This is a genomic window from Sphingomonas sp. BK345, assembly GCF_014193845.1.
Taxonomy (GTDB): domain Bacteria; phylum Pseudomonadota; class Alphaproteobacteria; order Sphingomonadales; family Sphingomonadaceae; genus Sphingomonas.
Genome location: NZ_JACHZX010000004.1, coordinates 351,071 through 374,747, shown reverse-complemented (window position 1 = coordinate 374,747; position 23,677 = coordinate 351,071). Strand labels below are relative to the sequence as shown.

General features: G+C 69.0%; 17 protein-coding genes. 11 read left to right on the top strand and 6 right to left on the bottom strand.

The window, feature by feature from the left end:
- Positions 1 to 29 precede the first annotated feature (29 nt).
- Positions 30 to 1,175 (bottom strand): UV DNA damage repair endonuclease UvsE, encoded by a 1,146-nt coding sequence (gene uvsE / locus FHY03_RS15195; protein WP_183931565.1) that lies wholly within the window; start codon positions 1,173 to 1,175, stop codon positions 30 to 32.
- A 242-nt stretch (positions 1,176 to 1,417) separates the two neighbouring features.
- Here uvsE and FHY03_RS15190 point away from each other — a divergent pair, with 242 nt between their 5' ends.
- Complete coding sequence (locus FHY03_RS15190) at positions 1,418 to 2,521, top strand: ATP phosphoribosyltransferase regulatory subunit (protein ID WP_183919355.1); 1,104 nt, start codon at positions 1,418 to 1,420, stop codon at positions 2,519 to 2,521.
- A 25-nt stretch (positions 2,522 to 2,546) separates the two neighbouring features.
- Here FHY03_RS15190 and FHY03_RS15185 read toward each other — a convergent pair whose 3' ends face one another.
- Positions 2,547 to 4,217, bottom strand: coding sequence for a M28 family peptidase (locus tag FHY03_RS15185; protein WP_183931564.1), 1,671 nt, complete (start codon positions 4,215 to 4,217; stop codon positions 2,547 to 2,549).
- A 136-nt stretch (positions 4,218 to 4,353) separates the two neighbouring features.
- Between FHY03_RS15185 and pepN the strand changes: the two genes are divergently transcribed.
- The gene (pepN, locus tag FHY03_RS15180) at positions 4,354 to 6,948 is read left to right on the top strand and encodes an aminopeptidase N (protein ID WP_183919359.1); all 2,595 of its coding nucleotides are present in this window, start codon (positions 4,354 to 4,356) and stop codon (positions 6,946 to 6,948) included.
- Positions 6,949 to 7,230: 282 nt separating this feature from the next.
- On the opposite strand, the gene ppc is transcribed toward pepN, so the two are convergent.
- The gene (gene ppc, locus FHY03_RS15175) at positions 7,231 to 9,912 is read right to left on the bottom strand and encodes a phosphoenolpyruvate carboxylase (protein ID WP_183919361.1); all 2,682 of its coding nucleotides are present in this window, start codon (positions 9,910 to 9,912) and stop codon (positions 7,231 to 7,233) included.
- 471 nt (positions 9,913 to 10,383) lie between these two features.
- Here ppc and FHY03_RS15170 point away from each other — a divergent pair, with 471 nt between their 5' ends.
- Both FHY03_RS15170 and FHY03_RS15165 read left to right on the top strand, forming a co-directional pair.
- Positions 10,384 to 10,878 (top strand): hypothetical protein, encoded by a 495-nt coding sequence (locus tag FHY03_RS15170; protein WP_183931563.1) that lies wholly within the window; start codon positions 10,384 to 10,386, stop codon positions 10,876 to 10,878.
- Positions 10,879 to 11,348: 470 nt separating this feature from the next.
- The gene (locus FHY03_RS15165; RefSeq protein ID WP_183931562.1) at positions 11,349 to 11,921 is read left to right on the top strand and encodes a hypothetical protein; all 573 of its coding nucleotides are present in this window, start codon (positions 11,349 to 11,351) and stop codon (positions 11,919 to 11,921) included.
- A gap of 342 nt (positions 11,922 to 12,263) precedes the next feature.
- Here FHY03_RS15165 and FHY03_RS15160 read toward each other — a convergent pair whose 3' ends face one another.
- Positions 12,264 to 13,778: a CpaF family protein gene (locus FHY03_RS15160; RefSeq protein ID WP_183931561.1), complete on the bottom strand. Its 1,515-nt coding sequence runs from the start codon at positions 13,776 to 13,778 to the stop codon at positions 12,264 to 12,266.
- Between the two features lie 167 nt (positions 13,779 to 13,945).
- Entirely contained in the window at positions 13,946 to 14,866 is a 921-nt protein-coding gene (locus FHY03_RS15155; RefSeq protein ID WP_409314204.1) for an Ada metal-binding domain-containing protein, read from the bottom strand.
- 427 nt (positions 14,867 to 15,293) lie between these two features.
- Here FHY03_RS15155 and FHY03_RS15150 point away from each other — a divergent pair, with 427 nt between their 5' ends.
- From FHY03_RS15150 to FHY03_RS15120, 7 genes are all read left to right on the top strand, one after another.
- Entirely contained in the window at positions 15,294 to 15,863 is a 570-nt protein-coding gene (locus FHY03_RS15150) for a F0F1 ATP synthase subunit delta (protein ID WP_183919373.1), read from the top strand.
- Positions 15,864 to 15,867: 4 nt separating this feature from the next.
- Positions 15,868 to 17,397, top strand: coding sequence for a F0F1 ATP synthase subunit alpha (gene atpA, locus FHY03_RS15145; RefSeq protein WP_183931560.1), 1,530 nt, complete (start codon positions 15,868 to 15,870; stop codon positions 17,395 to 17,397).
- 102 nt (positions 17,398 to 17,499) lie between these two features.
- On the top strand, positions 17,500 to 18,378 hold the full coding sequence (locus tag FHY03_RS15140; protein ID WP_183931559.1) for a F0F1 ATP synthase subunit gamma: 879 nt from the start codon (positions 17,500 to 17,502) through the stop codon (positions 18,376 to 18,378).
- Positions 18,375 to 18,983, top strand: coding sequence for a hypothetical protein (locus FHY03_RS15135; RefSeq protein WP_183931558.1), 609 nt, complete (start codon positions 18,375 to 18,377; stop codon positions 18,981 to 18,983). Before FHY03_RS15140 ends, FHY03_RS15135 begins: the two co-directional genes overlap by 4 nt.
- Positions 18,983 to 20,470, top strand: a complete 1,488-nt coding sequence (gene atpD / locus FHY03_RS15130) for a F0F1 ATP synthase subunit beta (RefSeq protein WP_132911055.1) — start codon at positions 18,983 to 18,985, stop codon at positions 20,468 to 20,470. Before FHY03_RS15135 ends, atpD begins: the two co-directional genes overlap by 1 nt.
- Before the next feature lie 37 nt (positions 20,471 to 20,507).
- Complete coding sequence (locus FHY03_RS15125) at positions 20,508 to 20,951, top strand: hypothetical protein (RefSeq protein WP_221190222.1); 444 nt, start codon at positions 20,508 to 20,510, stop codon at positions 20,949 to 20,951.
- Positions 20,952 to 21,036: 85 nt separating this feature from the next.
- The gene (locus tag FHY03_RS15120) at positions 21,037 to 21,288 is read left to right on the top strand and encodes an ATP synthase F1 subunit epsilon (RefSeq protein ID WP_183931557.1); all 252 of its coding nucleotides are present in this window, start codon (positions 21,037 to 21,039) and stop codon (positions 21,286 to 21,288) included.
- Between the two features lie 19 nt (positions 21,289 to 21,307).
- On the opposite strand, the gene FHY03_RS15115 is transcribed toward FHY03_RS15120, so the two are convergent.
- Positions 21,308 to 23,479, bottom strand: a complete 2,172-nt coding sequence (locus FHY03_RS15115; RefSeq protein WP_183931601.1) for a primosomal protein N' — start codon at positions 23,477 to 23,479, stop codon at positions 21,308 to 21,310.
- Between the last annotated feature and the right edge of the window lie 198 nt (positions 23,480 to 23,677).

Here is a 23,677-nt window from a genome sequence, read left to right as displayed (position 1 = left end):
GGCCCCGGCCTGTGCCGGAGAACGGCATATCACATCTCGCCCTCGTCCACGTCGGGCGCCTCGTCCGCCGCCGCGCCGCCGCTCTCCAGCGCCGCCTCGTCTGCGGCGAGCGCGTCGGCATCGGCCGCGGTGATGCCGAAGCGCGCCGCCACGTCGGGAGCGTAGCGCAGCAGGTCGGGGCGTAGCTTGAGCAGGCTGACGTCCTTCGCCTTGCCCTCCATCATCACGTCGAACACCAGCCCCGCCGCGGTTCGCATGAAGGTGGCGAACTCGAACGGGTTGGTGAAGTCGGCGTGGCCGGTCCACACCGGCGGGCGCAACACCGTCTTGACGCGCGCGCCCGCCTTGACCGGCGCCTTGACCAGCTCGCCCTTGCGCACCGTCTTGCCGCTGGCACGCTGCTTGGCGGTGATCTTCTGTTTGATCTCCCGCATCTCGGTGCGCGGCGAGGAGAAGTGGATCTTGGGACGCACGCCGGTAGGCCAGGTCGCCAGGAAGCGCTCCAGCGTCTCGCGCATGTCCAGCCCCTCGGGGTTGAGGCACCAGAAATGCTGATAGTCGAAGATCAGCCGTACGCCGCAGCGCTCGTGGATCCACAAAGCGTCGGCGGCGGAGAAGCGCAGGTCGTCGTTCTCGAGCACGATCCGCTGCCGCACATGCTCGGGGCAGCGCTCCCAGCCGCGCAGCCAGCGCTCACGGCTGGCGTCATGGTCGTCGTAGACGCCGCCGACGTGCGTCACCATCACGGCCTCCTCGTCCAGCCCCATACGGTCGAGCATCTCGGCCTGCGACGACAGATCCCAGATCGACTTGGCGGTCAGCGCGTCGTCGGGGCTGTTGAGCAGCACATATTGCGAGGGGTGGAACGACAGCCGGATGCCCAGCGTGCGCGCCTTGGCACCGAAGGCGGCGAGCTCGGCGTCGCTCTCGCGCACCATGTCGTGGAACTGCGGCATGTCCGGATGCGTGGCGTAGGGCGCCAGATCGGACGAGAGCCGATACATGTCGAGCCGCTCGCTGGCGAGATAGTCGAGCACCTTATCGACCTGCTCGAGCGAGCATTTCAGATGCGGATTGGCCTGCCAGCGGCGCGTGTCGCCGCTCTTGAGGCCGGGCTTACCCATCACCTTGACCGGGAAGCCGAGGCGGAGCGGGTGTTCGGAGGGTGTAGGCATGGCGGGGTAACGCGGCGGGGCGCGCGCGGGTGCCGCGCCTTCTCAATCACTTGCCGCTCAAGGTGGCGCCCGCCTTCCGGCGAGGTTGACGGCGGCGCGCGCAGCGACCAATCGGGCGGCGACCGGCGGACAACAGGGCTCGAGGCGCGCGGCCATCGGGTGTGCCGCCGCAACGCGAACGGGACGATGACGATGACGCCTCACCCCTGCCTTCTCGTGGCGGACGAGCGGGAGCGTCGCGCGTGACCGCGCTGCTGCCCGAGGGGCTGCGCGACCGCCTTCCGCCCGTCGCCGACGCCGCTGCGGCACTGGAGGCGCGCGTGCTCGGCGCGATTCACGCCCACGGCTATGAGCGCGTCGACCCGCCGCTCGCCGAGTTCGCCGAGGGGTTAGGCTCGCGGCTCAAGGCCGGCGCGTTGCAGGATGCGGTGCGCTTCGTCGACCCGGTGTCGCAGCGCACGCTGGCGATCCGGCCGGACCTGACCGCGCAGGTGGCGCGGATCGCGGCGACCCGGATGGGGCACCATCCGCGGCCGGTGCGGCTGAGCTACGCCGGCGCGGTGCTCAAGCTGCGCGCCAGCCAGCTCGCTCCCGCGCGCGAGACGCGGCAGATCGGCGCCGAGCTGTTCGGGCTGGACACCGTGGCGGCGGCGCAGGAGGTGGTGACCGTCGCGATCGAGGCGGTCGCGGCCGCGAGGGTGGCGCGTCCCTCGATCGACTTTACCTTGCCCGATCTGGTCGACACGCTCGCGGCGGGCGCGCTGCCGGTCGCGCCCGAGAAGCTCGACTCGCTGCGCCAGCGGCTCGACGCCAAGGACGCGGGCGCGGTCGCCGAGCTCGCGCCCGACTACCTCCCGCTCGTCGCGGCGGCGGGACCGTTCGATCAGGCGCTGGCGCGGCTGCGAGACTTCGACCGCGACGGCGCGCTCGGGTCACGGCTCGACGCGCTCGCCGCGATCGCGCGTGCGCTGGATGGTCGCGCGGTGCTGACGCTCGACCCGACCGAGCGCCACGGCTTCGAATATCAGACCTGGCTGGGCTTCTCGCTGTTCGCGGGGAGCTCGTCCGCGGAGGTCGGCCGCGGCGGCACTTACACCGTCGTGCACGAGGGCGGTTCCGAGGAGGCGGCGACCGGCTTCTCGCTGTTCGCGGACCGGCTGATCGGCGACCAGCCCGCGGGCGAGCGCCGCCGGTTGTTCCTGCCGTTCGGCACGCCGGCGGCGGACGGCGCGGCGATGCGCGCGGAAGGCTGGGTTACCGTCGCGGCGCTGGAGCCGGGTGACACGCCCGAGGCGCAGGTCTGCACGCACCTCTACGCCGAGGGCGAGGCGCGGCCGCTCGACTGAGCGCGCCGCGCGCCGCCGCGGCGGCTCATTGCGCCGCCATCGGTCCCTTGAACAGCAGGCCGAAATAGTCGCCTCTGTTCCAGCGCGGCCGGTCGGCCGCGTCGGCGATCTCGCGCGCGATGCGGTAATTGGCGTCGACGAAGCGGACGCCCTGGTCCCACAGGATCGGCTGCGACAGATCGTCGCACGGCTTGTGGTAGCAGTTGCCCATGAAGTCGGCGACCGCGGCCTTGCCCGGCCCCTTCTGTCCCGGCCACAGGAAGACCGAGGGCACGCCTTTCTGCACGAAGCGGAAATGGTCCGATCGGACGAAGATTGCCTCCTCCGGCATCGGATCGGGCGAGAGGCCGACGCCGATCGCGCCGACCGCGCGCGCGATGATCGGCCCGAGCGACGAGCGGTCGCCGCCGAACGCCACCATGTCCTCGAACCTGTAGGTGAGGATCGGCATGTCGAGGTTCACGTCGGCGACGATGTCGGTGATCGGCACGGTCGAATGGTTGGTGAAATAGTCGCTGCCGACGAGCCCCTTCTCCTCGGCGGTGACGGCGAGGAACAGCACCGACCGCTTCGGCGGCGGCGCCTGCCTGAAGCGCTTGGCCGCCTCGATCAGGCTGGCGATGCCGATCGCGTCGTCGAGCGCGCCGTTGTAGATCGTGTCGCCCTTGACCGCCATGCCAACGCCGACGTGATCGAGGTGCGCCGACAGCACGACGGTCTCGCGCCCGACGCTCGGATCGGTGCCGGGGATCATGCCGATGACGTTGCTGCTGGGCAGCGCGCGGAAGCCGGTCGCGCTCTGCACCGTCAGCGTGCCGGCGGCGGTGACCGGGCGCGCGCGCAGCACCTTCTTCTTCGCCGCGCGCACCATCGTCGCCCAGTCGCGCCCGAAGAGCTTGGCCGCGCCAGCGGTGGAGAGCGTGCCGAGCAGCGGCACCGAGGGGGTGGCACTGCTGCCGGTGCCGTCGGGCAGCGCCCAGGTCACCCGCTCCGAGTCATAGCCCTTCTTCACCGTGTCGAAGCCCGGCGTGCCGCGCCCCGGCGCGCGCAGGTCGGCGATCGCGACCGCTCCCACCGCGCCGTGCGCTGCTGCGGCGGCGAGCCGCGCCGGCGCGCCGCTCAGCGTCGCCGCGATCTCGCTCGGCAGCCCGGTCGGCACACCGCCGACATAGGCGACGATCTTGCCGCGCACGTCGGCGCCGGCGTAATCGTCGATGCCATAAGCGTTCGCCGACAGGCCGTGGCCGACATAGACCACCGGTGCCGATACGCGCGTCTGCTTCGCGGCGGGGTTTGCGGCGGGCACATAGTCGGTGCCGAACGCCAGCTTCTGCGATGCGCCGGTCGCCGGTGCCCAGCTGAATGCGCCCTCGTCCGCGATTTTATAGGCGGTCAGCGGCACCTTCTGGAGGTAGCCGCCGTCGTCGCCCATCGGCTTGAGCCCGGCGCCGTAGAATTGCGAGGCGACATATTGCGCGGCGATGTCATATTCGCCGCTGCCCGCCTCGCGCCCGCGCATCGCGTCCGAGGCGAGGAACATCACGTGCGCCTTCATCGCCGCCTGATCGGCGGGCAGCGGAGCGGTGAGCGCGGCGTTGCGCGCGGCCGGCGTCGGGGCAGGTGCGGGGGCGGGAACCTGGGCGGTGGCGACGGTGGCACAGGCGAGCAGCAGCGGAGTGACGATACGACGGTACATCGGCGACCTTCGGCAATTTGAAGGAATCGCCGTAGCTTAGCTTTTCACATCGCGCACCTGCCGAGTGGCCCGGTGCGGCGGAGACGGACGCCGCTTTCTCATGGAACCAGCGCGGCGCCCGATTATAGTCAAGGCCATGGACGCACGCCTCACCGCCGCCGCACCCCTCGTCACCTATCGCCGCGATTATCAGGCGCCCGCTTGGCTCGTCCCTGATATAGCGCTCGATTTCGCGCTTGATCCGACGCGCACGCGCGTGCGCGCCCGGCTCAGCGTCGAGCGCAACGGCACGCACGACCTGCCGCTGCGGCTCGACGGCGCGGGGCAGGTGCCGCTCTCGGTCATGGTGGACGGCGCGCCCGCCGAGGGCTGGACGATAGAGGGCGAGCAACTCGTCGTGCCGCTCGCCGGCGACCGCCACGTGATCGAGACCGAAGTGGAGGTCGCGCCCGATCGCAACACCCAGCTGATGGGGCTCTACGCCTCGGGTGGGATCCTGTGCACGCAATGCGAGGCCGAGGGCTTCCGACGCATCACCTATTTCCCCGATCGGCCCGACGTGCTCGCCACCTATCGGGTGCGGATGAGCGCCGACCGGCGCCGCTTCCCGGTGCTGCTCGCCAATGGGGACCCCGTGGCGCAGGGCGAGGGCGCCGACGGAACGCACTGGGCCGAGTGGCACGATCCCTATCCCAAGCCCTCCTATCTCTTCGCGCTGGTGGCGGGCGACCTGGCGGTGAACCGCGACACGTTCACCACGCGCTCGGGACGTGAGGTGGCACTGGGCATCTGGGTCCGCGCCGCGGAGCTGGCCAAGACCGCGCACGCGCTCGACGCGCTCAAGCTCTCGATGGCGTGGGACGAGCGCGTCTACGGCCGCGAATATGACCTCGACGTGTTCAATATCGTCGCGGTCGACGACTTCAACTTCGGCGCGATGGAGAACAAGGGGCTGAACATCTTCAACAGCCGCTACATCCTCGCCGATCCGGACACCGCGACCGACTATGACTATGACGCCATCGCCGCGGTGGTGGCGCACGAATATTTCCACAACTGGTCGGGCAATCGCGTCACGTGCCGCGACTGGTTCCAGCTGAGCCTGAAGGAAGGCTTCACCGTTTATCGCGACCAGTCGTTCAGCGCCGACCAGGGCTCCGCCGCGGTGAAGCGGATCGAGGACGTGCGCGGGCTGCGCGCGGCGCAGTTCCCCGAAGATTCCGGCCCGCTGGCGCACCCGGTGCGCCCCGAGAGCTACATCGAGATCAGCAACTTCTACACCGCGACCATCTACAACAAGGGCGCCGAGCTGATCCGCATGGTGGCGACGATGCTGGGTGACGCCGCCTTCCGCGCCGGCGCCGACCTCTACTTCGACCGCCACGACGGCACCGCCGCGACCTGCGAGGACTTCGTCCGCTGCATGGAGGAGGCGAGCGGGGTCGACCTCGCGCAGTTCCGCCTATGGTACAGCCAGGCGGGCACGCCGCGCGTGTCGGCCAGCGTCGAGCATGAGCCCGGCAGCGGCCGTGCGCTGCTCCACCTCGCGCAGAAGGTGCCCGACACGCCGGGGCAAAGCGGCAAGGCGCCGCAGGTCCTGCCGCTGCGGGTGCGACTGTTCGGCAGCGCCACCGGCAAGCCGCTCGGTGCCGAGCGGTTGGTGGTGCTGCGCGACGCGGCGGAGAGCGTCGCCTTCGAGGACGTGACCGAGCGGCCCGTGGTCTCGCTCAACCGCGGCTTCTCCGCGCCGGTGATCATCGAGAGCGATCGCACCGCCGCCGACCTTGCCTTCCTCGCGCGCCACGACGACGATTCCTTTGCGCGCTACGAGGCGACGCAGCAGCTGATGCTCGACACATTGGTGGCCGCAACCGTGGAGGGCGAGGCCGATCATCGCGCCGTGATCGAGGCGGTGGCGGACACGCTCGACGATCCAGCGCTCGACCGTGCCTTCGTCGCCGAGGCGGTGCTGCTGCCATCGGAGAATTTTATCGGCGACCAGCTCGCCATGGTCGACCCCGAGGCGGTCTTCACCGCGCGTGAGGCGCTGCGGCGTGCGCTTGCGCGCGCGCTCGACCAGCGCTGGCGCGCCGCCTGCGATCTCGGCGATCGCGTGCCTTACGCTTATACGCCGGCGGCCAAGGGCGTGCGGCGCCTGCGCAACGTCGCGCTCCACTACCTTCAGGCGGGCGGCGCGGCGGACGCGCCGGCGCTGGCCTGGGCGCAGTTCGCGGCAGCGGACAACATGACCGACCGGCAGGGCGCGCTCACCGCGCTGGCGAGCGGCCATTCCGACGAGCGCGACGCCGCGCTGGCGGCCTTCTACGCGCGCTATGCCGACAATCCGCTGGTGCTCGACAAATGGTTCCAGACGCAGGCGCTGGCATCGCGCGACGACACGCCCGCGCTCGTCGCCGAGCTGGCGCGCCACCCCGATTTCTCGCTCGCCAACCCCAATCGCGCGCGCGCGCTGATCGGCGCCTTCGCGGTTAACCAGCGTGCCTTCCACGTCGCCGGGGGGGCAGGCTATCGCTGGCTCGCGGACCAGCTGCTCGCGCTCGACCCGCTCAACCCGCAAACCTCGGCGCGGTTGCTGCCCCCGCTCGGCCGCTGGCGCCGCTTCGACCCTGCACGCGCGGCGCTCATGCGCGCCGAGCTGGAGCGGATCGTCGCGACGCCTGGGATCAGCAAGGACTTGTTCGAACAGGCGTCGAAGAGCCTGGAGGGGTAGTAAAGGGAGGCGGCTCGGCGCGGCTTCCGCTCGCTGATACGTCAGCAGATATCAGCCGCGGGCGAGCCCCGGTCATGAAGCACTTCATCGATACCATCCGTCATCCCCGCGCAGGCGCGGATCCAGACGCGCGGACCTACGACGGAGCCGAGGCGTCAGCGTGTATGGATCCCCGCCTGCGCGGGGATGACGCAGGAGTGGGCGTGAGGGCATGATCGAAAGGAACGATCAGAACCGTCCGCGCGTCCGCCACCGGCACGCATCGCTCGTCACGCTGCCTCCTCACCCCGAATTGCGCAGCGCCGTCGCGATCGCGTTGATCGACAGCAGGATGCCCTGACGCACGCGCTCGTCGGCCTCGCCCGCGCGGTGGCGTTTCATCAGCTCGATTTGGAGCAGGTTCAGCGGCTCGATATAGGGCAGCCGTAGCCGGATCGAGGCGTCGAGCGCCGGATGCTTCTCGAGCAGGTGCGACTGCGCGGTGACGTCGAGCAGCCCGTCGTGGGTCTGCTGCCAGCCGTCGCGGATGCGCCCGAATACGCGGTCGCGCAGCTCGGCGTCCTCGACCAGCCCGGCATAGCGCTCGGCGATCCCCATGTCCGACTTGGCGAGCACCATCTCCATGTTGGCCAGCGTCGCGGCGAACAGCGGCCAACCCTGCGCCATCTCGCGCAGCAGCCCGCGATCCTCGAACGCGGCGATCGCCTGGCCGACACCGTACCAGCCCGGCAGCATCACGCGCGCCTGCGCCCAGCTGAACACCCAGGGTATGGCGCGCAGGTCCTCGATCGCGTCCGATTGCTTGCGGCTGGCAGGGCGACTGCCGATCTTCAGTCCGGCGATCTCGGCGATCGGGGTCATCTGGCGGAAGAAGGTGCGGAAGCCCTCGGTCTCGTAGACCAGCCCGCGATAGGCGCGGAAGGCCGCGTCGGACAGCCGGTCCATTGCCGCGGCGAAGCTGGCATTGTCGCTGTTCGACAATTGCTCGGGCTCGAGGCTGGCGAGCAAGGTCGCCGAGGCCATCGCCTCCAGGTTGGTGCTGGCGCTCTCGCGCGTGCCGTACTTGCCCGCGATCACCTCACCCTGTTCGGTGATGCGGATGCGGCCCTGCACCGTGCCCGCGGGCTGCGCGCGGATCGCGGCGAAGCTGGAGCCGCCGCCGCGCCCGACCGCACCGCCGCGGCCGTGGAACAACTGCATGCCGACTCCCGCGGCGTCGAACACCGGCTTCAGCGCGGTCGAGGCGCGCGACAGCTGCCAGGTCGAGGTGAGATAGCCGCCGTCCTTGTTGCTGTCCGAATAGCCGATCATCACCTCCTGGTGACCGCGCGCGCACGCGATGTCGCGCACCTCGGGGATGGCGAACCACTCGGTCATGATCGCGGGCGCGGCCTCGAGATCCTCGATCGTCTCGAACAAGGGCACCGCCATCACGGCGGCGCTGGCAGGGGCGTCGTCGGACGCTGGGCGGTACAGCCCGACCTCCTTGAGCAGCAGGTGGACCTCGAGCAGGTCGGACACCGACTTGGTCATCGACACGATATATTGGCGAATGCACGCCGCACCGTAGGTGGCGTGCGCCTCGGCCGCGGCCTGGACGATCGCCAGCTCGGACGCCGTCTCGTCCGAATAGGTAGTGAAGCGGCTGGTCAGCGGGCGCGGCGTGGCCAGCTCTTGGCGCAGCAGCATCACGCGCGCGTCTTCGTCCAGCGCGGTGTAATCGGCGCAGACGCCGGCGACGCGCAGCATCTCGGCGACGACCTTTTCGTGCACCGCGCTGTTCTGGCGCAGATCGAGCGTGGCGAGATGGAAGCCGAACACCTCGACCGCGCGGATCAGCCGCCCGATCGCGCCGCCGGTACCGAGCAGCCCCGCGCCCTCGGCCGAGAGCGGGCGCGCGATCGTCTTGAGGTCGGCACGAAGCGCGGCCGGGTTGTCATAGGGCTCACCGCGCAGCGTGCCGGGGCGGGGCGCTGGCTCGCCGGTGAGCTTCTGATAGGTCGCCGCGGTGCGCGCGTAGATACCGCTGATGGCGCGGCGATAGGGCTCGTCGCTGCGCGTCTCGGAGGTGTCGCCGCTCGCCTCGGCCAGCGCGAGCACGCCCTCGTCGACCGCGCCATGGTCGGCGGAGATCGACAGCTCGGCCCCCATCGCGTGGAGCTGGTCGAGATAATAGCCCAGCACCGCGCGCGACGCGCGTGCGAGCGCGGCGCGCAGGCTGTCCGCTGTGACGAAGGGATTGCCGTCGCGGTCGCCGCCGATCCAGCTGCCCGGGCGCAGGAAGGCGGGCACGCGGGCGCCCAGCGCACGATCCCAGCGTTGGTAGAGCGCGGGGATCACCGGCAGGAAGACGTCGCGCAGGTAGCTGAGCGCGGTCTCGACCTCGTCGGTGACGTACAGGCGCTCGCGCCGCAGCACGCGCGTCTGCCACAGCAGCGCGACCTGGCGCACGATCGCCTCGTCGACCTGGTCCCCCTCGGGCGTGGTGTCGATCCCGCGGTCGCGCAGCGCCATCAGCTGGGCGATGCGGTTGCGGTGATCGATCATGCTCTTGCGCCGCACCTCGGTGGGGTGCGCGGTGAGCACCGGCGCGATCAGCGCGCGGTCGAGCAGGGCGAGCACCTGGTCGCGGTCAACGCCGGCCCCGGCCAGGCGCTGGAGCGCGGCGGCGACGTCGGCGCCCTCCTCGGCGGCGATCCCCTGGCGGTCCTCGGCGAGATTGGCGAGCATCGAGAACAGCATGAAGCCGCGCACGAAGTCGAGCGTCTCGTCGAGGTCGAGCGCGCCGAGCCCGACGTCGGGCGAGCCCTGGTCGTTGCCACGGTGGCGCTCGACCGAGGCGGAGCGAATCGCCTCGGTGCGCTCGTAGAGCGTCTCGCCCCCATAAGCGCGGATAACGTCGCCCAGCACGCGGCCGAGATAGCGGACGTCGGGATTGTTGGTGATCGGGGGGAGTGTAGCCATCGCGCAATGCTGCGTCGCGGTAGGCGCTGGGTCAACCGGGTACCGGCATCATGGAGCAATGACCGCGATGGTCGCATTGATCAAGCGCCATCCAACTCGCCAATCCGATGATTGTCAATTATTCTACAAGGTTAATGGTTAGTTTGGCCGCTTTGTGCCACTTCTGCATAGAAAAGATAATCCGTTGAAGGCAGCATATACTTGCCGACAATGAGTCGGCTTCATCCTTCGGAGAAGGCAATGGCAGAACCTTTTCTATTTAGCAAAAATGAACCAACTTTTCAATAATAAGTGAAGAAGAGGAAGTGATGGTGGCGGGTGGAGATCCGGACGGCACGATCTATTCGACGCCGACTGGAAATACAGGCACCTGGTATACTCCCAACGACGGAGGGCGTGGAATCCACAGCGACGATCCCTGAACTTTCTTGGCGGCTCGCCTGCGGGCCGCCTACCGCTATCGGGGCATTTATGGCACTCCTACCATCTATCGCTATCCTCTTCATGCTCGCGACGAGCGGAGCAGCGCGGCCCCTCACGCCTCCCGTTGGACGCGCCGATGATCCGCAGGTCTGCGCCTCTCTCAACGGAAGCGAAGACTTGGCGGAGCGCGCGCCGCGTTTCGTGATTGTCGGTGAGATCCATGGCACCGACCAGGTTCCACGCCTCTTCGGAGACGTCGCCTGCGTTGTCGCCAAGCGGCGCCCCGTGGTTATCGCGCTCGAGTTCGACGAACGGACCGACGTGGACGTCGCGCAATTTCTTGCCTCTTCCGGCGACGATGCGGCTGTCGAGAGATTGCTGCGATCCGACATCTGGGCGCGAGACATGGCGGACGGTCGATCGAGCATGGCAATGTTGACGTTGCTGCGCCGCTTGCGCGACTGGCGCGCTGCCGGCCGAGTGATCGAGGTGCATGGGACGCAGCCGCGGGCCAGCGGCCGTCTCGACCAACATCATTATTAGCTGGCGATGGCGGATCGTTGGGCAAGTCTGGCAGACACTCACCCGAATAGCGTCGTGCTGATCCTGGTGGGGAGCTTACACGCGCATCTGGTACGTCAGCCCGGTATGATGTTCGCGCCCGCCGCCAGCCATCTTCCCGCCGCGGACGTCTTGTCGCTCCAGTCGGAGCCTGCCACCGGTAGCGCGTGGAACTGTCAGCAAGACGGTTGCGGCCCTCATTCACTCTCGGGTAAGGGCACACATAAGTCGGCCTATGTTCGCGCCCTGCCGACGATCACCGATGGCTTCAACGGCGTCTTCTCCGTAGGTACCAGTCTGACAGCCTCTCCGCCGGCGATCGGGCCGGTGAGCGCCCGATAATGGGGCGGCGCGCGCTGCTCCATATCCTTGGCTCGCCCGGTGACCCTCACATCAGAGGCGTCACCGCTGAGCTGCTAACCAGGGGGGTAACGTGCCTCGTCTACTCACCGGTGGCCGACGAGGAAGGAACACGTCTTCCATCTGTCCGCCTAACGGACGCGAGCGGCATAGCCGTCTCGGTTGAGCCCAAGGACTGGTGGTGGCTCAGGAGCAAGCATCGGACGATCCGCTATCGCTCGGCGGACGATCAGCGCCGCAGCTTCGAGGCCACGACGCGGCGCGATGTCGCGCTTTCGCTGATTGCCAACCGTGGATGCCGGTGCTTCAACAATGAGTGGCGCGGGTTGCCCGACAAGCTGACCCAGCTTGATATCGCGCGCTCGCTCGGTTTCGCAGTTGCTGACACGCTTGTCTCGTGTGACAAGGCTCAGATCATCGCGTTCATCCAGGCTTCCGGTCGAACGATCGTGAAACCATTCAGTATGAGCTTCGCGCCAGCTTACGGTAGCGACGACGCCACGCTCATAAGCATCATGGCCAATGTGGTAAGGGTCGCGGAGATCTCTGCCGCCTGTGATGAGCAAGTGGCATCCTTCCCGGCGATCTACCAAGCGTGTATCGAGAAATCGCACGAGCTGAGGGTTGTTGCGTTCGGCGACGCGTGCCTCGGCTTCAAAAATTAACTCGCAAGCGTCGCCTCGCTCTGTCATCGATTGGCGTCGTGCCGAGAGGTTGGCCGGGATTGTCGGTCGCGAGCCTGTCCCGCTCCCGCCGGAGATGCAATACTTCACCAGCGCCTTCCTGCGCAGGTCTCATCTGCACAGCGGTGTGTTCGATTTCGCGGTGACCCCGAACGGAAAGACGGTCTTCTTCGAGTGCAATCCATCGGGCCAATGGGCCGACCTAGATGGAAGGCATGGTTCGGTCACTCGCCTTTTCGCAGACGGTTTCGAGAGCCTTCTCTCGTCCTGATCTCGGGCCAAAGCCGCAAGACGCGCCGCAACACTAGCGATAGCACAATCCACTCACAGACACGCTTCCAGATACGCCTGATCGAAGCCGAACTGCTTGGCCTTGTCGAACGTGTACGGACGCAGCCCCATCGAGCGATACTCGCCGATGATCTTGCCGTCGGCGCTCTCGTCGAGATACTCGAACTTGAACAGCTCCTGGGTCACGATCACCGGCCCTTCCATGCCGATCACCTCGGTGATGTTGGTGACGCGGCGCGAGCCGTCGCGCAGGCGCTTGACCTGGATGATCATGTCGACCGAATCGGCAATCTGGCGGCTGATCGCTTCCTTGGGCACCTTGATGTCCGACATCATCACCATGTTCTCCATGCGCGCCAGCGCCTCGCGCGGCGAGTTGGAGTGGAGCGTGCACATCGATCCGTCGTGGCCGGTGTTCATCGCGGCGAGCATGTCGAAACATTCGCTGCCACGGATCTCGCCCAGGATGATGCGGTCGGGGCGCATACGCAGCGCGTTCTTGACAAGGTCGCGGATCGAGATCTCGCCCTGGCCCTCGAGGTTGGCCGGGCGCGTCTCGAGAGGCAGCCAGTGCGGCTGCTGGAGCCGCAGCTCGGCGGCGTCCTCGATCGTCAGCACGCGCTCGCCCGGGTCGATCATCTTCGACAAGGCGTTGAGCATCGTCGTCTTGCCCGAGCCGGTGCCGCCCGAGATCACGACGTTGAAGCGGCACGCTCCCGCGATCTTGAGCGCGGTCGCCATCTTCTGCGACATGCTGCCGAAGCCCGCCATCATGTCGAGCGTGATCGGCTTGGCGGAGAACTTACGGATCGAGATGGCCGTGCCGCGCAGGCTCAGCGGCGGCACGATCACGTTGACGCGGCTGCCGTCCTTGAGGCGTGCGTCGGCGAGCGGCGTGGTCTGGTCGACGCGGCGGCCGACCGAGTTGCAGATCCGCTGCGCGATCTGGAACAGATGCTCCTCGTCGCGGAACTGGATGTTGGCCAACTCCAGCTTGCCCTTGCGCTCGACGAAGGTCTGGTCCGGGCCGTTGACCATGATGTCGCTGATGTCGGCGTCGGCGAGCAGCTCCTCCAGCGGCCCGAGACCGAGCAGCTCGTCGACCAGCACCTTCTCCAGCGCGAACTGCTCGCGGCGGTTGAGCGTCAGCTTGAGCTCGGCGAGCACCTCGCCGATGATCGGGCGGAACTCCTCGGCCAGCTCGTCCTTGCCGAGCGTGGCGGCGGCCTCCGGGTCGACGCGCTCGAGCAGGCGCGGCAGCACCTGCTCCTTGATGCGGTGGATCGAGGCCTCGAACCCCTCCATCCGGCTCGCGCCGGCGTCCCCGCTGGCGTTCTGTCGGTCGGCGAGTCGCTGCATCGCGTCGACCGTGCCCTGCGGCAACAGCGACGGGTCGCCCTCGCCGGGAAGCGCGAGCGCGTCGACGGTAGGAAAGGGCTCGGGCTCTGGGCGCGCGAGCGGGTTGGCCTGCATCGGCCGCGCCACACCGAAGCCGCCGCGCGCGCCTGTCGTCCCCATCCCGCCGTTGCGGCGTCCGAACGCGTTCATCGACCCGGTCATCCTCGAAAGTCCGAGGATCGAGCTAAGCGACAAGCCTTTATAATCGCCTAACCAAGGCCACGACCGGCCTCGGCCTGGTGTGGCCGTGTCCCCGCGCTGGCTGCGACCCGGACAAGAAAGATATGCGCCTCAACTTCTCTCCGTGAGGAAAGCGCTCATCCTCCGGTTTCCGGCAGGCGCAGGAGCACGCGATATGTTTGTCCTTCTTCGCGCGCCGCCGCCCGCACCGCCGCGAGGAACAACGCCCGCCGCTGTGTCTCCGGCAGCGCGGCGTCCAGCGGCACCGCCGCCGTCTCCAGCCAGTGCAGCGCGCGCGCCTGCTCGCCCGGGTCCGCCTCCACCAGCGTCGCCGCCGGCAGCAACGCCGCGAGGGCCTCCACCCCCTCATCGAACGCGACGTGGCACAAGCCGCGCCCGGTATGCGCCACCAGCAGCGCGCCGAGCGGCGAGGGCAGCACGCACCAGGCGACTCGCTCGCCCGCCCCCCCGCTTGCCCAGGCGGTCGGCGCCATGCCGAGCGCGGCGGTGTCGGCGTAGAAGCGGCTCGGCGCGGCATAGCCCGCAGCGTAGATCGCGGCGGTGACGTTGCGCTCGGCCCGCAGCGCCGCGACGGCGCGCGCCGCGCGACGGTCTCGGGCGTAGGCGGCGGGGGAGAGGCCGGTGGCGCGCGTGAACAACCGCTGGAAGTGATGCGGCGCGTAGCCGACCGACGCGGCGAGGTCGGCGAGCGACAGGGGCCGTTCGGCGTCGTCCAGCAGCGTGAGCGCACGCCTCACCGCGGTCGCGTCGCGCGTGACGTCGTCGGGCAGACAGCGGCGGCAGGCGCGATACCCTGCCGCGCGCGCGGCAGCGCCATCGGGCAGGAAGCCGACGTGCTCGCGCCGCGGCCGCCGCGCCGCGCAGCTCGGCCGGCAATAGATGCGGGTCGAGCTGACGGTGACGACGAACCGGCCGTCATAGGCGCGGTCGCGGCGGACGAAGGCGGCCCAGGCGACGTCGGCGGCGATGGGGGCGGAGGGGGCAGGTATGGTGCCTGAGATGGCAACGGGGTCCGCGTGGTCGACGCCATGCGCCACCCATCCCCCGTCATCCCGGACTTGGTCCGGGATCCACCGTGCCGAATACGCGTCGGCGGCAGAATCCGCGGATGGGTGGATCCCGGACCAAGTCCGGGATGACGGAAGGGCGTGGGGGAGGGGCACCGTGTCGGTCATCGGCCATCTCGCTTGCCTCGGCGTCGCGGCGGCCTCTGTACGTATCGGGTCGCGACCATTACCCATGTCTATACGCCACCGCCTCCCTCACCGCATCCCACGGCTTGCGCCCGAACCCTCACGCCGCCGCGCACGCCGTTGATCACGTTGAACACCACACCCGCCCGCTCCGGTTGCATCCCCGGCAACCCTTTGCTACGCGCGCCGCTACCCAAGCGAAGGCGCCGCCGCGCGCCACCCGGTCGCATGGGTTCGACACCCTTGGGTTTATGCGAGGAAAGTGGATCGCGTGGAGAGTTCCAGCGGTAATCAGGGCAGCAGCATCCAGGCCAGCCTCGGCGGGCGCTACGCGAGCGCGCTGTTCGATCTGGCGGTGGAGGCCAAGGCGGTCGACCAGGTCGAGCGCAGCCTCGCCGCGGTGCGCGACGCGCTCGCCGAATCGGCCGACTTTCGCGCGCTGATCGCCTCGCCCGTGGTGGCGCGGCGCGACGCGGTGCGCGCGGTGGTCGCCGCGGCCGACGCGATCGGCGTCGACGCCACCACGCGCAGCTTCCTCGGCGTGCTCGCGGAGAATCGCCGGCTGTCGCAACTGCCGCAGATCATCCGCGCGTTCCGCACCTTCGCGGCGCGCCACCGCGGCGAGACCACCGCCGAGGTGACCAGCGCGCACCCGCTCTCGGCCGAGCAGGTCGACGAGCTCAAGCAGCAGCTGCGCCGCCGCGTCGGTCGCGAGGTGTCGGTCGACCTCGAGGTCGATCCGGCGATCCTCGGCGGGCTCGTCGTCCGCATCGGCTCCCAGATGATCGACTCCTCGATCCGTACCCGTTTGAATGCGCTCGCCAGCGCGATGAAGGGCTAACCACATGGATATCCGCGCCGCAGAAATCTCGAAGGTCATCAAGGACCAGATCGCCAATTTCGGCACCGAGGCCCAGGTGTCCGAGACCGGCCAGGTGCTGAGCGTCGGTGACGGCATCGCGCGCATCTACGGGCTCGACAACGTCCAGGCCGGCGAGATGGTCGAATTCTCGAACGGCGTGCAAGGCATGGCGCTCAACCTCGAGGCCGACAATGTCGGCGTCGTGATCTTCGGCTCGGACTCGGAGATCAAGGAAGGCGACGTCGTCCGCCGCACCGGCACCATCGTCGACGTGCCAGTGGGCAAGGGCCTGCTCGGCCGCGTCGTCGACGGTCTCGGCAACCCGATCGACGGCAAGGGGCCGATCGTCGCCGAGCAGCGCAGCCGCGTCGAGGTCAAGGCGCCCGGCATCATCCCGCGCAAGTCGGTGCACGAGCCGGTGCAGACCGGGCTCAAGGCGATCGACGCGCTGGTGCCGGTCGGCCGCGGCCAGCGCGAGCTGATCATCGGCGACCGCCAGACCGGCAAGTCGGCGATCGCGATCGACACCTTCATCAACCAGAAGACCGCCAACGCGGGCACCGACGAGTCGAATAAGCTGTACTGCGTCTATGTCGCGGTCGGCCAGAAGCGCTCGACCGTGGCGCAGCTGGTCCGCACGCTCGAGGAGAATGGCGCGATGGACTATTCCATCGTCGTCGCCGCGACCGCGTCGGACCCCGCGCCGCTGCAGTTCCTCGCGCCCTACACCGGCACCGCGATGGGCGAGTATTTCCGTGACAACGGGATGCATGCGGTGATCGTGTTCGACGATCTGTCGAAGCAGGCGGTGGCCTATCGTCAGATGTCGCTGCTGCTGCGCCGTCCGCCGGGCCGCGAGGCCTATCCGGGCGACGTCTTCTATCTCCACTCGCGCCTGCTCGAGCGCGCGGCGAAGATGAACGACGCCAACGGCAACGGGTCGCTCACCGCGCTGCCGATCATCGAGACCCAGGCGGGCGACGTGTCGGCGTACATCCCGACCAACGTGATCTCGATCACCGACGGCCAGATCTTCCTCGAGACAGACCTGTTTTTCGCTGGCATCCGCCCCGCGATCAACGTCGGCCTGTCGGTCAGCCGCGTCGGCGGCGCGGCGCAGACCAAGGCGATGAAGAAGGTGTCGGGATCGATCAAGCTGGAGCTGGCGCAGTATCGCGAGATGGCGGCGTTCGCGCAGTTCGGCTCGGACCTCGATGCCTCGACGCAGAAGCTGCTCAACCGCGGCGCGCGACTGACCGAGTTGCTCAAGCAGCCGCAGTTCTCGCCGATGCCGTTCGAGGAGCAGACCGCGTCGATCTACGCCGGCACCAACGGCTATCTGGACAAGGTGCCGGTCGCCGACGTCACCCGTTACGAGTCAGCGATGCTGGCGTTCCTGCGCAACGATCATGCCGACGTGCTGGGCGCGATCCGCGACACGCGCGAGCTGGGCAAGGACACCGAGAGCAAGCTCAAGGGCGCGCTCGACCAGTTCGCGAAGACCTTCGCCTGATCGCTGACACACGCATGACCGTCACCCCGGCGCAGGCCGGGGTCCAGTCCGACGGTGGAAACTGGATCCCGGCCTTCGCCGGGATGACGGCAAGAGGATAGAATGGCGTCACTCAAGGCCCTCAAGATCCGCATCGGCTCGGTCAAGTCGACGCAGAAGATCACCAAGGCGATGAAGATGGTCGCCGCCGCCAAGCTGCGCCGCGCGCAGGAGGCCGCGATCGCCGGTCGCCCCTATGCCGAGCGGCTCGAGGGCGTCGTCGCCAGCCTGGCGCGCAACGTCGGTGTCGGCGCCTCGCCGCTGCTGGCAGGGACGGGCAAGGACCAGGTGCATCTGCTGGTGGTCGCCACCTCGGAGCGCGGCCTCGCGGGCGCGTTCAACACCAACATCGTCCGCGCCGCGCGCCGCAAGGCCGAGGAGCTGGAGGCCGCGGGCAAGACCGTGATCTTCTATCTCGCCGGCAAGAAGGGGCGCGTGCTGCGTCGCTTCTACCCGCAAGCGATCAAGGTCGACCACGATCTGTCCACGGTGAAGACCGTGGCGTTCGACGACGCCAAGGCGATCGCGGACGACCTGATCGCGCGCTACACCGCCGGCGAGTTCGACGTCGCGCATCTGTTCTACGCCAAGTTCCAGTCGGCGCTGGTGCAGCAGCCGGTGGGCCAGCAGATCATCCCGGTTGCCATCTCCGATCGCGGCGAGCCCAGGCTGGCGAACGCCGGTGACGCGACGGTCGAATATGAGCCCAGCGAGGAAGCGATCCTCGCCGACCTGCTGCCGCGCAACGTCGCCATCCAGATCTTCCGCGCCATGCTGGAGAATGCCGCGTCCGAGCAGGGCAGCCGCATGACCGCGATGGACAATGCCACGCGCAACGCGGGTGACATGATCAAGCGGCTGAGCATTCAGTACAACCGCGCGCGGCAGGCGGCGATCACCACCGAGCTGGTGGAGATCATCTCGGGCGCCGAGGCGCTGTGATCCGGGCGGGCATCCTGCTGCTGGCGGCGACGCTGGCGGTGGCAGGCTGCTCGAAGCCCGCCGCCGACCAGGCGCCGGCCGACGACACCGCCTCGGCGGCGGAACCGAGCGGGCCCAATCTCGCCGGCGGCAGCTGGGACGGCGTGTTCACCGATCCGGGTGTCGCGCTCGACCGCTTCGGGCGGATCGGGCTGCGGCCGGGCGCCTATGAGAAGCGCGGCAGCGTCTGGCGTTCCGAGGCGGCGCCGACGCCGATGTCGGACCCGCAGGGCAAGCACCCGGTGGTGGCGCATTTCACCGCCAGCGGCGCGGCCGACCGGCTCGAGACGATCGAATATCGCCTCGTCGAGCCGACCTCGGCGAACGACCAGCTCGCGCGCGACTCGTTCGACAAATGGCTCGCCCAGTCGCTCCAACAGCTCGGCGTGAGCGGCGGCGACAGCGCGCTCGCCGCGATCCATGGCACTCGGCGCGCCACCGGACAACTCAAAGGCGGCGCCGATTACGCGGTGACGCGCACCACCACCCCCAAGGAGCGGCTGTTGGCCGTGACCTTCACCCGCTCCGCGCCTACATCGGGGCAGACGAACCAAGGAAAGATGTGATGGCAACCCTCGCCGAAGACATTCGCCCGACCAGCGGGAGCACCGGATCGGGCAGCAACAACGTCGGCCGCGTCAGCCAGGTGATCGGCGCGGTGGTCGATGTCCATTTCGACAACAACCTGCCCGCGATCTTGTCGGCGCTGGAGACGAGCAACAACGGCCAGCGGCTGGTGCTCGAGGTCGCGCAGCATCTCGGCGAGAACACCGTCCGCACGATCGCGATGGACTCGACCGAGGGGCTGACCCGCGGCCAGACCGTGACGGACACCGGCAGCCAGATCCAGGTGCCGGTCGGTCCGGCGACGCTCGGCCGCATCATGAACGTGGTCGGCGAGCCGATCGACGAGCGCGGCCCGGTGCAGACCGAGCTGCGCGCGCCGATCCACGCCAAGGCGCCAGAGTTCGTCGACCAGTCGACCGAGAGCGCGATCCTGGTCACCGGCATCAAGGTCATCGACCTGCTCGCGCCTTACGCGAAGGGCGGCAAGATCGGCCTGTTCGGCGGCGCCGGCGTCGGCAAGACCGTGTTGATCCAGGAGCTGATCAACAACATCGCCAAGGGCCATGGCGGCACCTCGGTGTTCGCCGGCGTCGGCGAGCGCACCCGCGAAGGCAACGATCTGTATCACGAGTTCCTCGACGCGGGCGTGATTGCCAAGGACGCCGAGGGCAATGCGATCAGCGAGGGGTCGAAGGTCGCCCTGGTCTATGGCCAGATGAACGAGCCGCCGGGCGCGCGCGCGCGCGTCGCGCTGTCGGGGCTCGCCATCGCGGAATATTTCCGTGACCAGGAAGGGCAGGACGTGCTGTTCTTCGTCGACAACATCTTCCGCTTCACCCAGGCGGGTGCGGAAGTGTCGGCGCTGCTCGGCCGCATCCCCTCGGCAGTGGGCTATCAGCCGACGCTGTCGACCGACATGGGCGCGCTGCAGGAGCGCATCACCTCGACCAACAAGGGGTCGATCACCTCGGTGCAGGCGGTGTACGTCCCCGCGGATGACCTCACCGACCCGGCCCCGGCGACCTCGTTCGCGCACCTCGACGCCACGACCGTGCTGAGCCGCGCGATCTCCGAGTTGGGCATCTACCCGGCGGTGGACCCGCTCGACTCGACCAGCCGCGTGCTGGAGCCGCGCACCGTCGGCCAGGATCATTACGAGACGGCGCGCGCGGTGCAGTCGATCCTGCAGAAGTACAAGTCGCTGCAGGACATCATCGCGATCCTCGGCATGGACGAGCTGTCCGAGGAGGATAAGCTGACGGTCAGCCGCGCGCGCAAGATCCAGCGCTTCCTGTCGCAGCCGTTCCACGTCGCCGAGGTGTTCACCAACATCCCGGGCAAGTTCGTCCAGCTCGACGACACGATCCGCTCGTTCAAGGCGGTGGTGAACGGCGAGTATGACCATCTGCCTGAGGCCGCCTTCTACATGGTGGGCGGCATCGACGAGGCGGTCGCCAAAGCGGAGAAGCTGGCGCAGGACGCCTGATCGACTCGGGGTCGGTGCCCGGCTACTTTAGGGTGGTATGGGCATCGACACGCTCTCGATCGCGAAGGACCTGCGCGCGGCGGCGCTGCCGCAGGACCAGGCCGAGGCCATCGCCGCCGCGATCGGTGGCGCGATGAGCGAAGGCGCGGCGACGAAGGCGGATCTGGATCGTCTGGGCGAGCGGATTGATGCTCGCTTCGAGCGGGAGGCTGCTCGTGTCGATGGTCAGTTCGATCGAGAGGCAGCCCGTGTCGATGCGCGCTTCGCCCAGGTCGACGCGCGGTTCGATCATATCGAGGCGCGGCTCGATGAAGCGGACGTCAAGGTCGACGCCCGCTTCGCTCAGTTCGCCACCGATCTTCGCCTGGTCGAGGAGCGCATGACCGCCCGGATCGAGTCGGCCAAGACGCAGCCGCTCACCTGGCTCGTCGGCGCGATCTTCACCGCCACGGGCGTGCTGATCGCAGTACTGAAGCTGTGATAAGCTAGCCCCGCGTCGGCGCCCGTGCGCCGTCGCCCGCACGCCTCGGCCTTATCTCTTTCATGCCGTCCAGGATATCAGACCCATGCTGCACTTCGAACTCGTCACTCCCGAACGCCTCGTCCGCTCCGACGAGGTGCATATGGTCACGGTGCCCGGCACCGACGGCGACTTCGCCGTGCTCGAGGGGCACGCGCCCTTCATGTCGACGATCCGTGACGGCGAGGTGCTGGTGCAGAAGGCGCCCGGCGCCGCGCCCGAGACGATCGCGATCCGCGGCGGCTTCGCCGAGGTCAACGCCAAGGGGCTGACGGTGCTGGCCGAACACGCCGGCTGAGGCTGCTCGCCGACGCGGATCAGAGGAAGCTGTACGGGTCGACGTCCACCGCGACACGCACCTTCGCCGGCCAGTCGAGCGTACCCAGCCAGGCGCGGATCACGTCCTGCACGTCGAGCGCGCGCCGTGCGTGGACCAGCAGGCGGAAACGGTGCCGTCCGCGCAGCATCGCCAGCGGCGCCGGGGCGGGGCCGTACACCGCCATTCCCTCGACCTCGGGCGCGTGCCGCCCGATCAGTCGCGCCACCTCGTGCGCGGCGGCCTGTTCCTCGCTCGACACGATGATCGCGGCGTAGCGGCCGTACGGCGGCGCTCCGGCGTCCTGCCGCGCCTCGGTCTCGGCGGCGTAGAAGGCATCGGCGTCGCCGGTCACCAGCGCCTGCATCACCTGCGCCTTGGGACTGTGCGTCTGGATGAACACCTGCCCCTTCTTCGCACCGCGCCCCGCGCGTCCGGAGACCTGGCGGATCTGCTGGAAGGTGCGCTCGGCCGCGCGCAGGTCGCCGCCGTCCAGCCCGAGGTCGGCGTCGACCACCCCGACCAACGTCAGGTTGGGGAAATGATAGCCCTTGGTCACCAGCTGCGTGCCGACGACGATGTCGATCGCACCTTCTTCCATGCGGGCGACGAACTCCGCCGCCTTGGCCGGCGACCAGATCGTGTCGGACGTCACCACCGCCGCGCGCGCCTCCGGGAATAGCGCCGCGACCTCGTCCGCGATCCGTTCGACCCCGGGGCCGCACGCCACCAACGTGTCCTCGTTGCTGCACTCGGGGCAGAGCCGCGGCACCGGTTCGACATGCCCGCAATGGTGGCAGGCGAGCCGGCGCGTCAGCCGGTGCTCGACCATCCAGGCGGTGCAGTTCGGGCATTGGAAGCGGTGCCCGCAGGTGCGGCAGAGCGTCAGCGGCGCGTAGCCGCGGCGGTTGAGGAAAAGCAGCGACTGCTCGCCGCGCGCGAGCGTGTCGCGCAGTGCCTCGACCAGTCGCGGGCTGAGCCAGCGGCCGCGCTCGGGCGGCTCCTCGATCAGGTCGATCGCGGCGATCGCGGGCAGCTCGGCGACGCCGTAGCGGCCCGGCAGCTTGACCTCGGCATAGGTGCCGAGCGCGACCTGGTGGCGCGTCTCGATCGCGGGCGTGGCGGAGGCGAGGATCACCGGGCAGCGCTCGAACAGCCCGCGCATCACCGCCACGTCGCGCGCGTGATAGTGGACGCCGTCCTCCTGCTTGAAGCTGGTCTCGTGCGCCTCGTCGACCACGATCAGCCCGAGCTCGGCGTAGGGCAGGAACAGCGCCGAGCGCGCTCCCACCGTCACCTTGGCCTCGCCGCTCGCCACCGCGCGCCAGGCGCGCCGCCGCTGCGTCGCGCGCAGCCCCGAGTGCCACGCCACCGGCTCGCAGCCGAAGCGATCGTGGAAGCGCTTAAGGAAGGGCTCGGTCAGCGCGATCTCGGGGAGCAGCACCAGCACCTGTCGGCCCGCGCGCAGCGCCGCCGCGACCGCCTCGAAATAGACCTCGGTCTTGCCCGACCCGGTGACGCCGTCGAGCAGGATCGGCTGGAACGCGGCGGCCTCGACCGCGCCGATCAGCGTCGCGGCCGCTTCGCCCTGTTCCGGTGAGAGCGCGGGCGGTGCGTGATCGGGGTCGGGGGAGGGATAAGGGCTGTCGATCCCCACCTCGACCGGCTCGATCGCGCCGCTCTTGACCAGCCCGCGGATCACCGCATCGCTCACCTCGGCGATCGTCGCCAGCTCGCGGATCAATCCCTGGCGGTCGCCGATACGCTCGAGCGCCTGCGCGCGCTGCGGGGTGAGCCGGTCCGGCACCGCGCCGGTGGCGCGATATTCGACCGCGCTGCGCGCGCCCTCGAGCGCCGCGCTCGACGACAGCGTCATCCGCGCCACCGCCGCAGGGGGGGCGAGGTAATAGTCCGCGGTCCACTCGATCAGCCGGCGCAAGGGCGCGCGCAGCGGCGGCACGTCCGCCACCGCGAGCAAGTTGCGCAGGCGATTGTCGCCGACCTCGGCGTCCGACGGCATCCGCTCGGGCTCCCACACCACGCCGAGCAGCTGGCGCGGCCCGAGCGGCGCGACCACGATCGAGCCCGGCTCGACCGCCAACTCGCGCGGCACGCGATAGTCGAGCGGGCCGAGCGCCGAGTTGAGGACGAGGACGCGCGCGCGGGAGGACATGCGCGCCATATGGAGCAGGGCGGAGAAGGCGGGAAGAGCGGTGCGCGACGAGGCGGTGCTGAGCAACTGCCCCTTGTAGCGCGCTGCGACGCACGGGGCAGAGTCGTATCGCCGATCCGGGTAATTCTATCACCCTCCGTGCAAAGGATTCTCACGGCCGGGTGCGCGTACGCGGCGGAGCGGTGCGCGGGCGGGCGG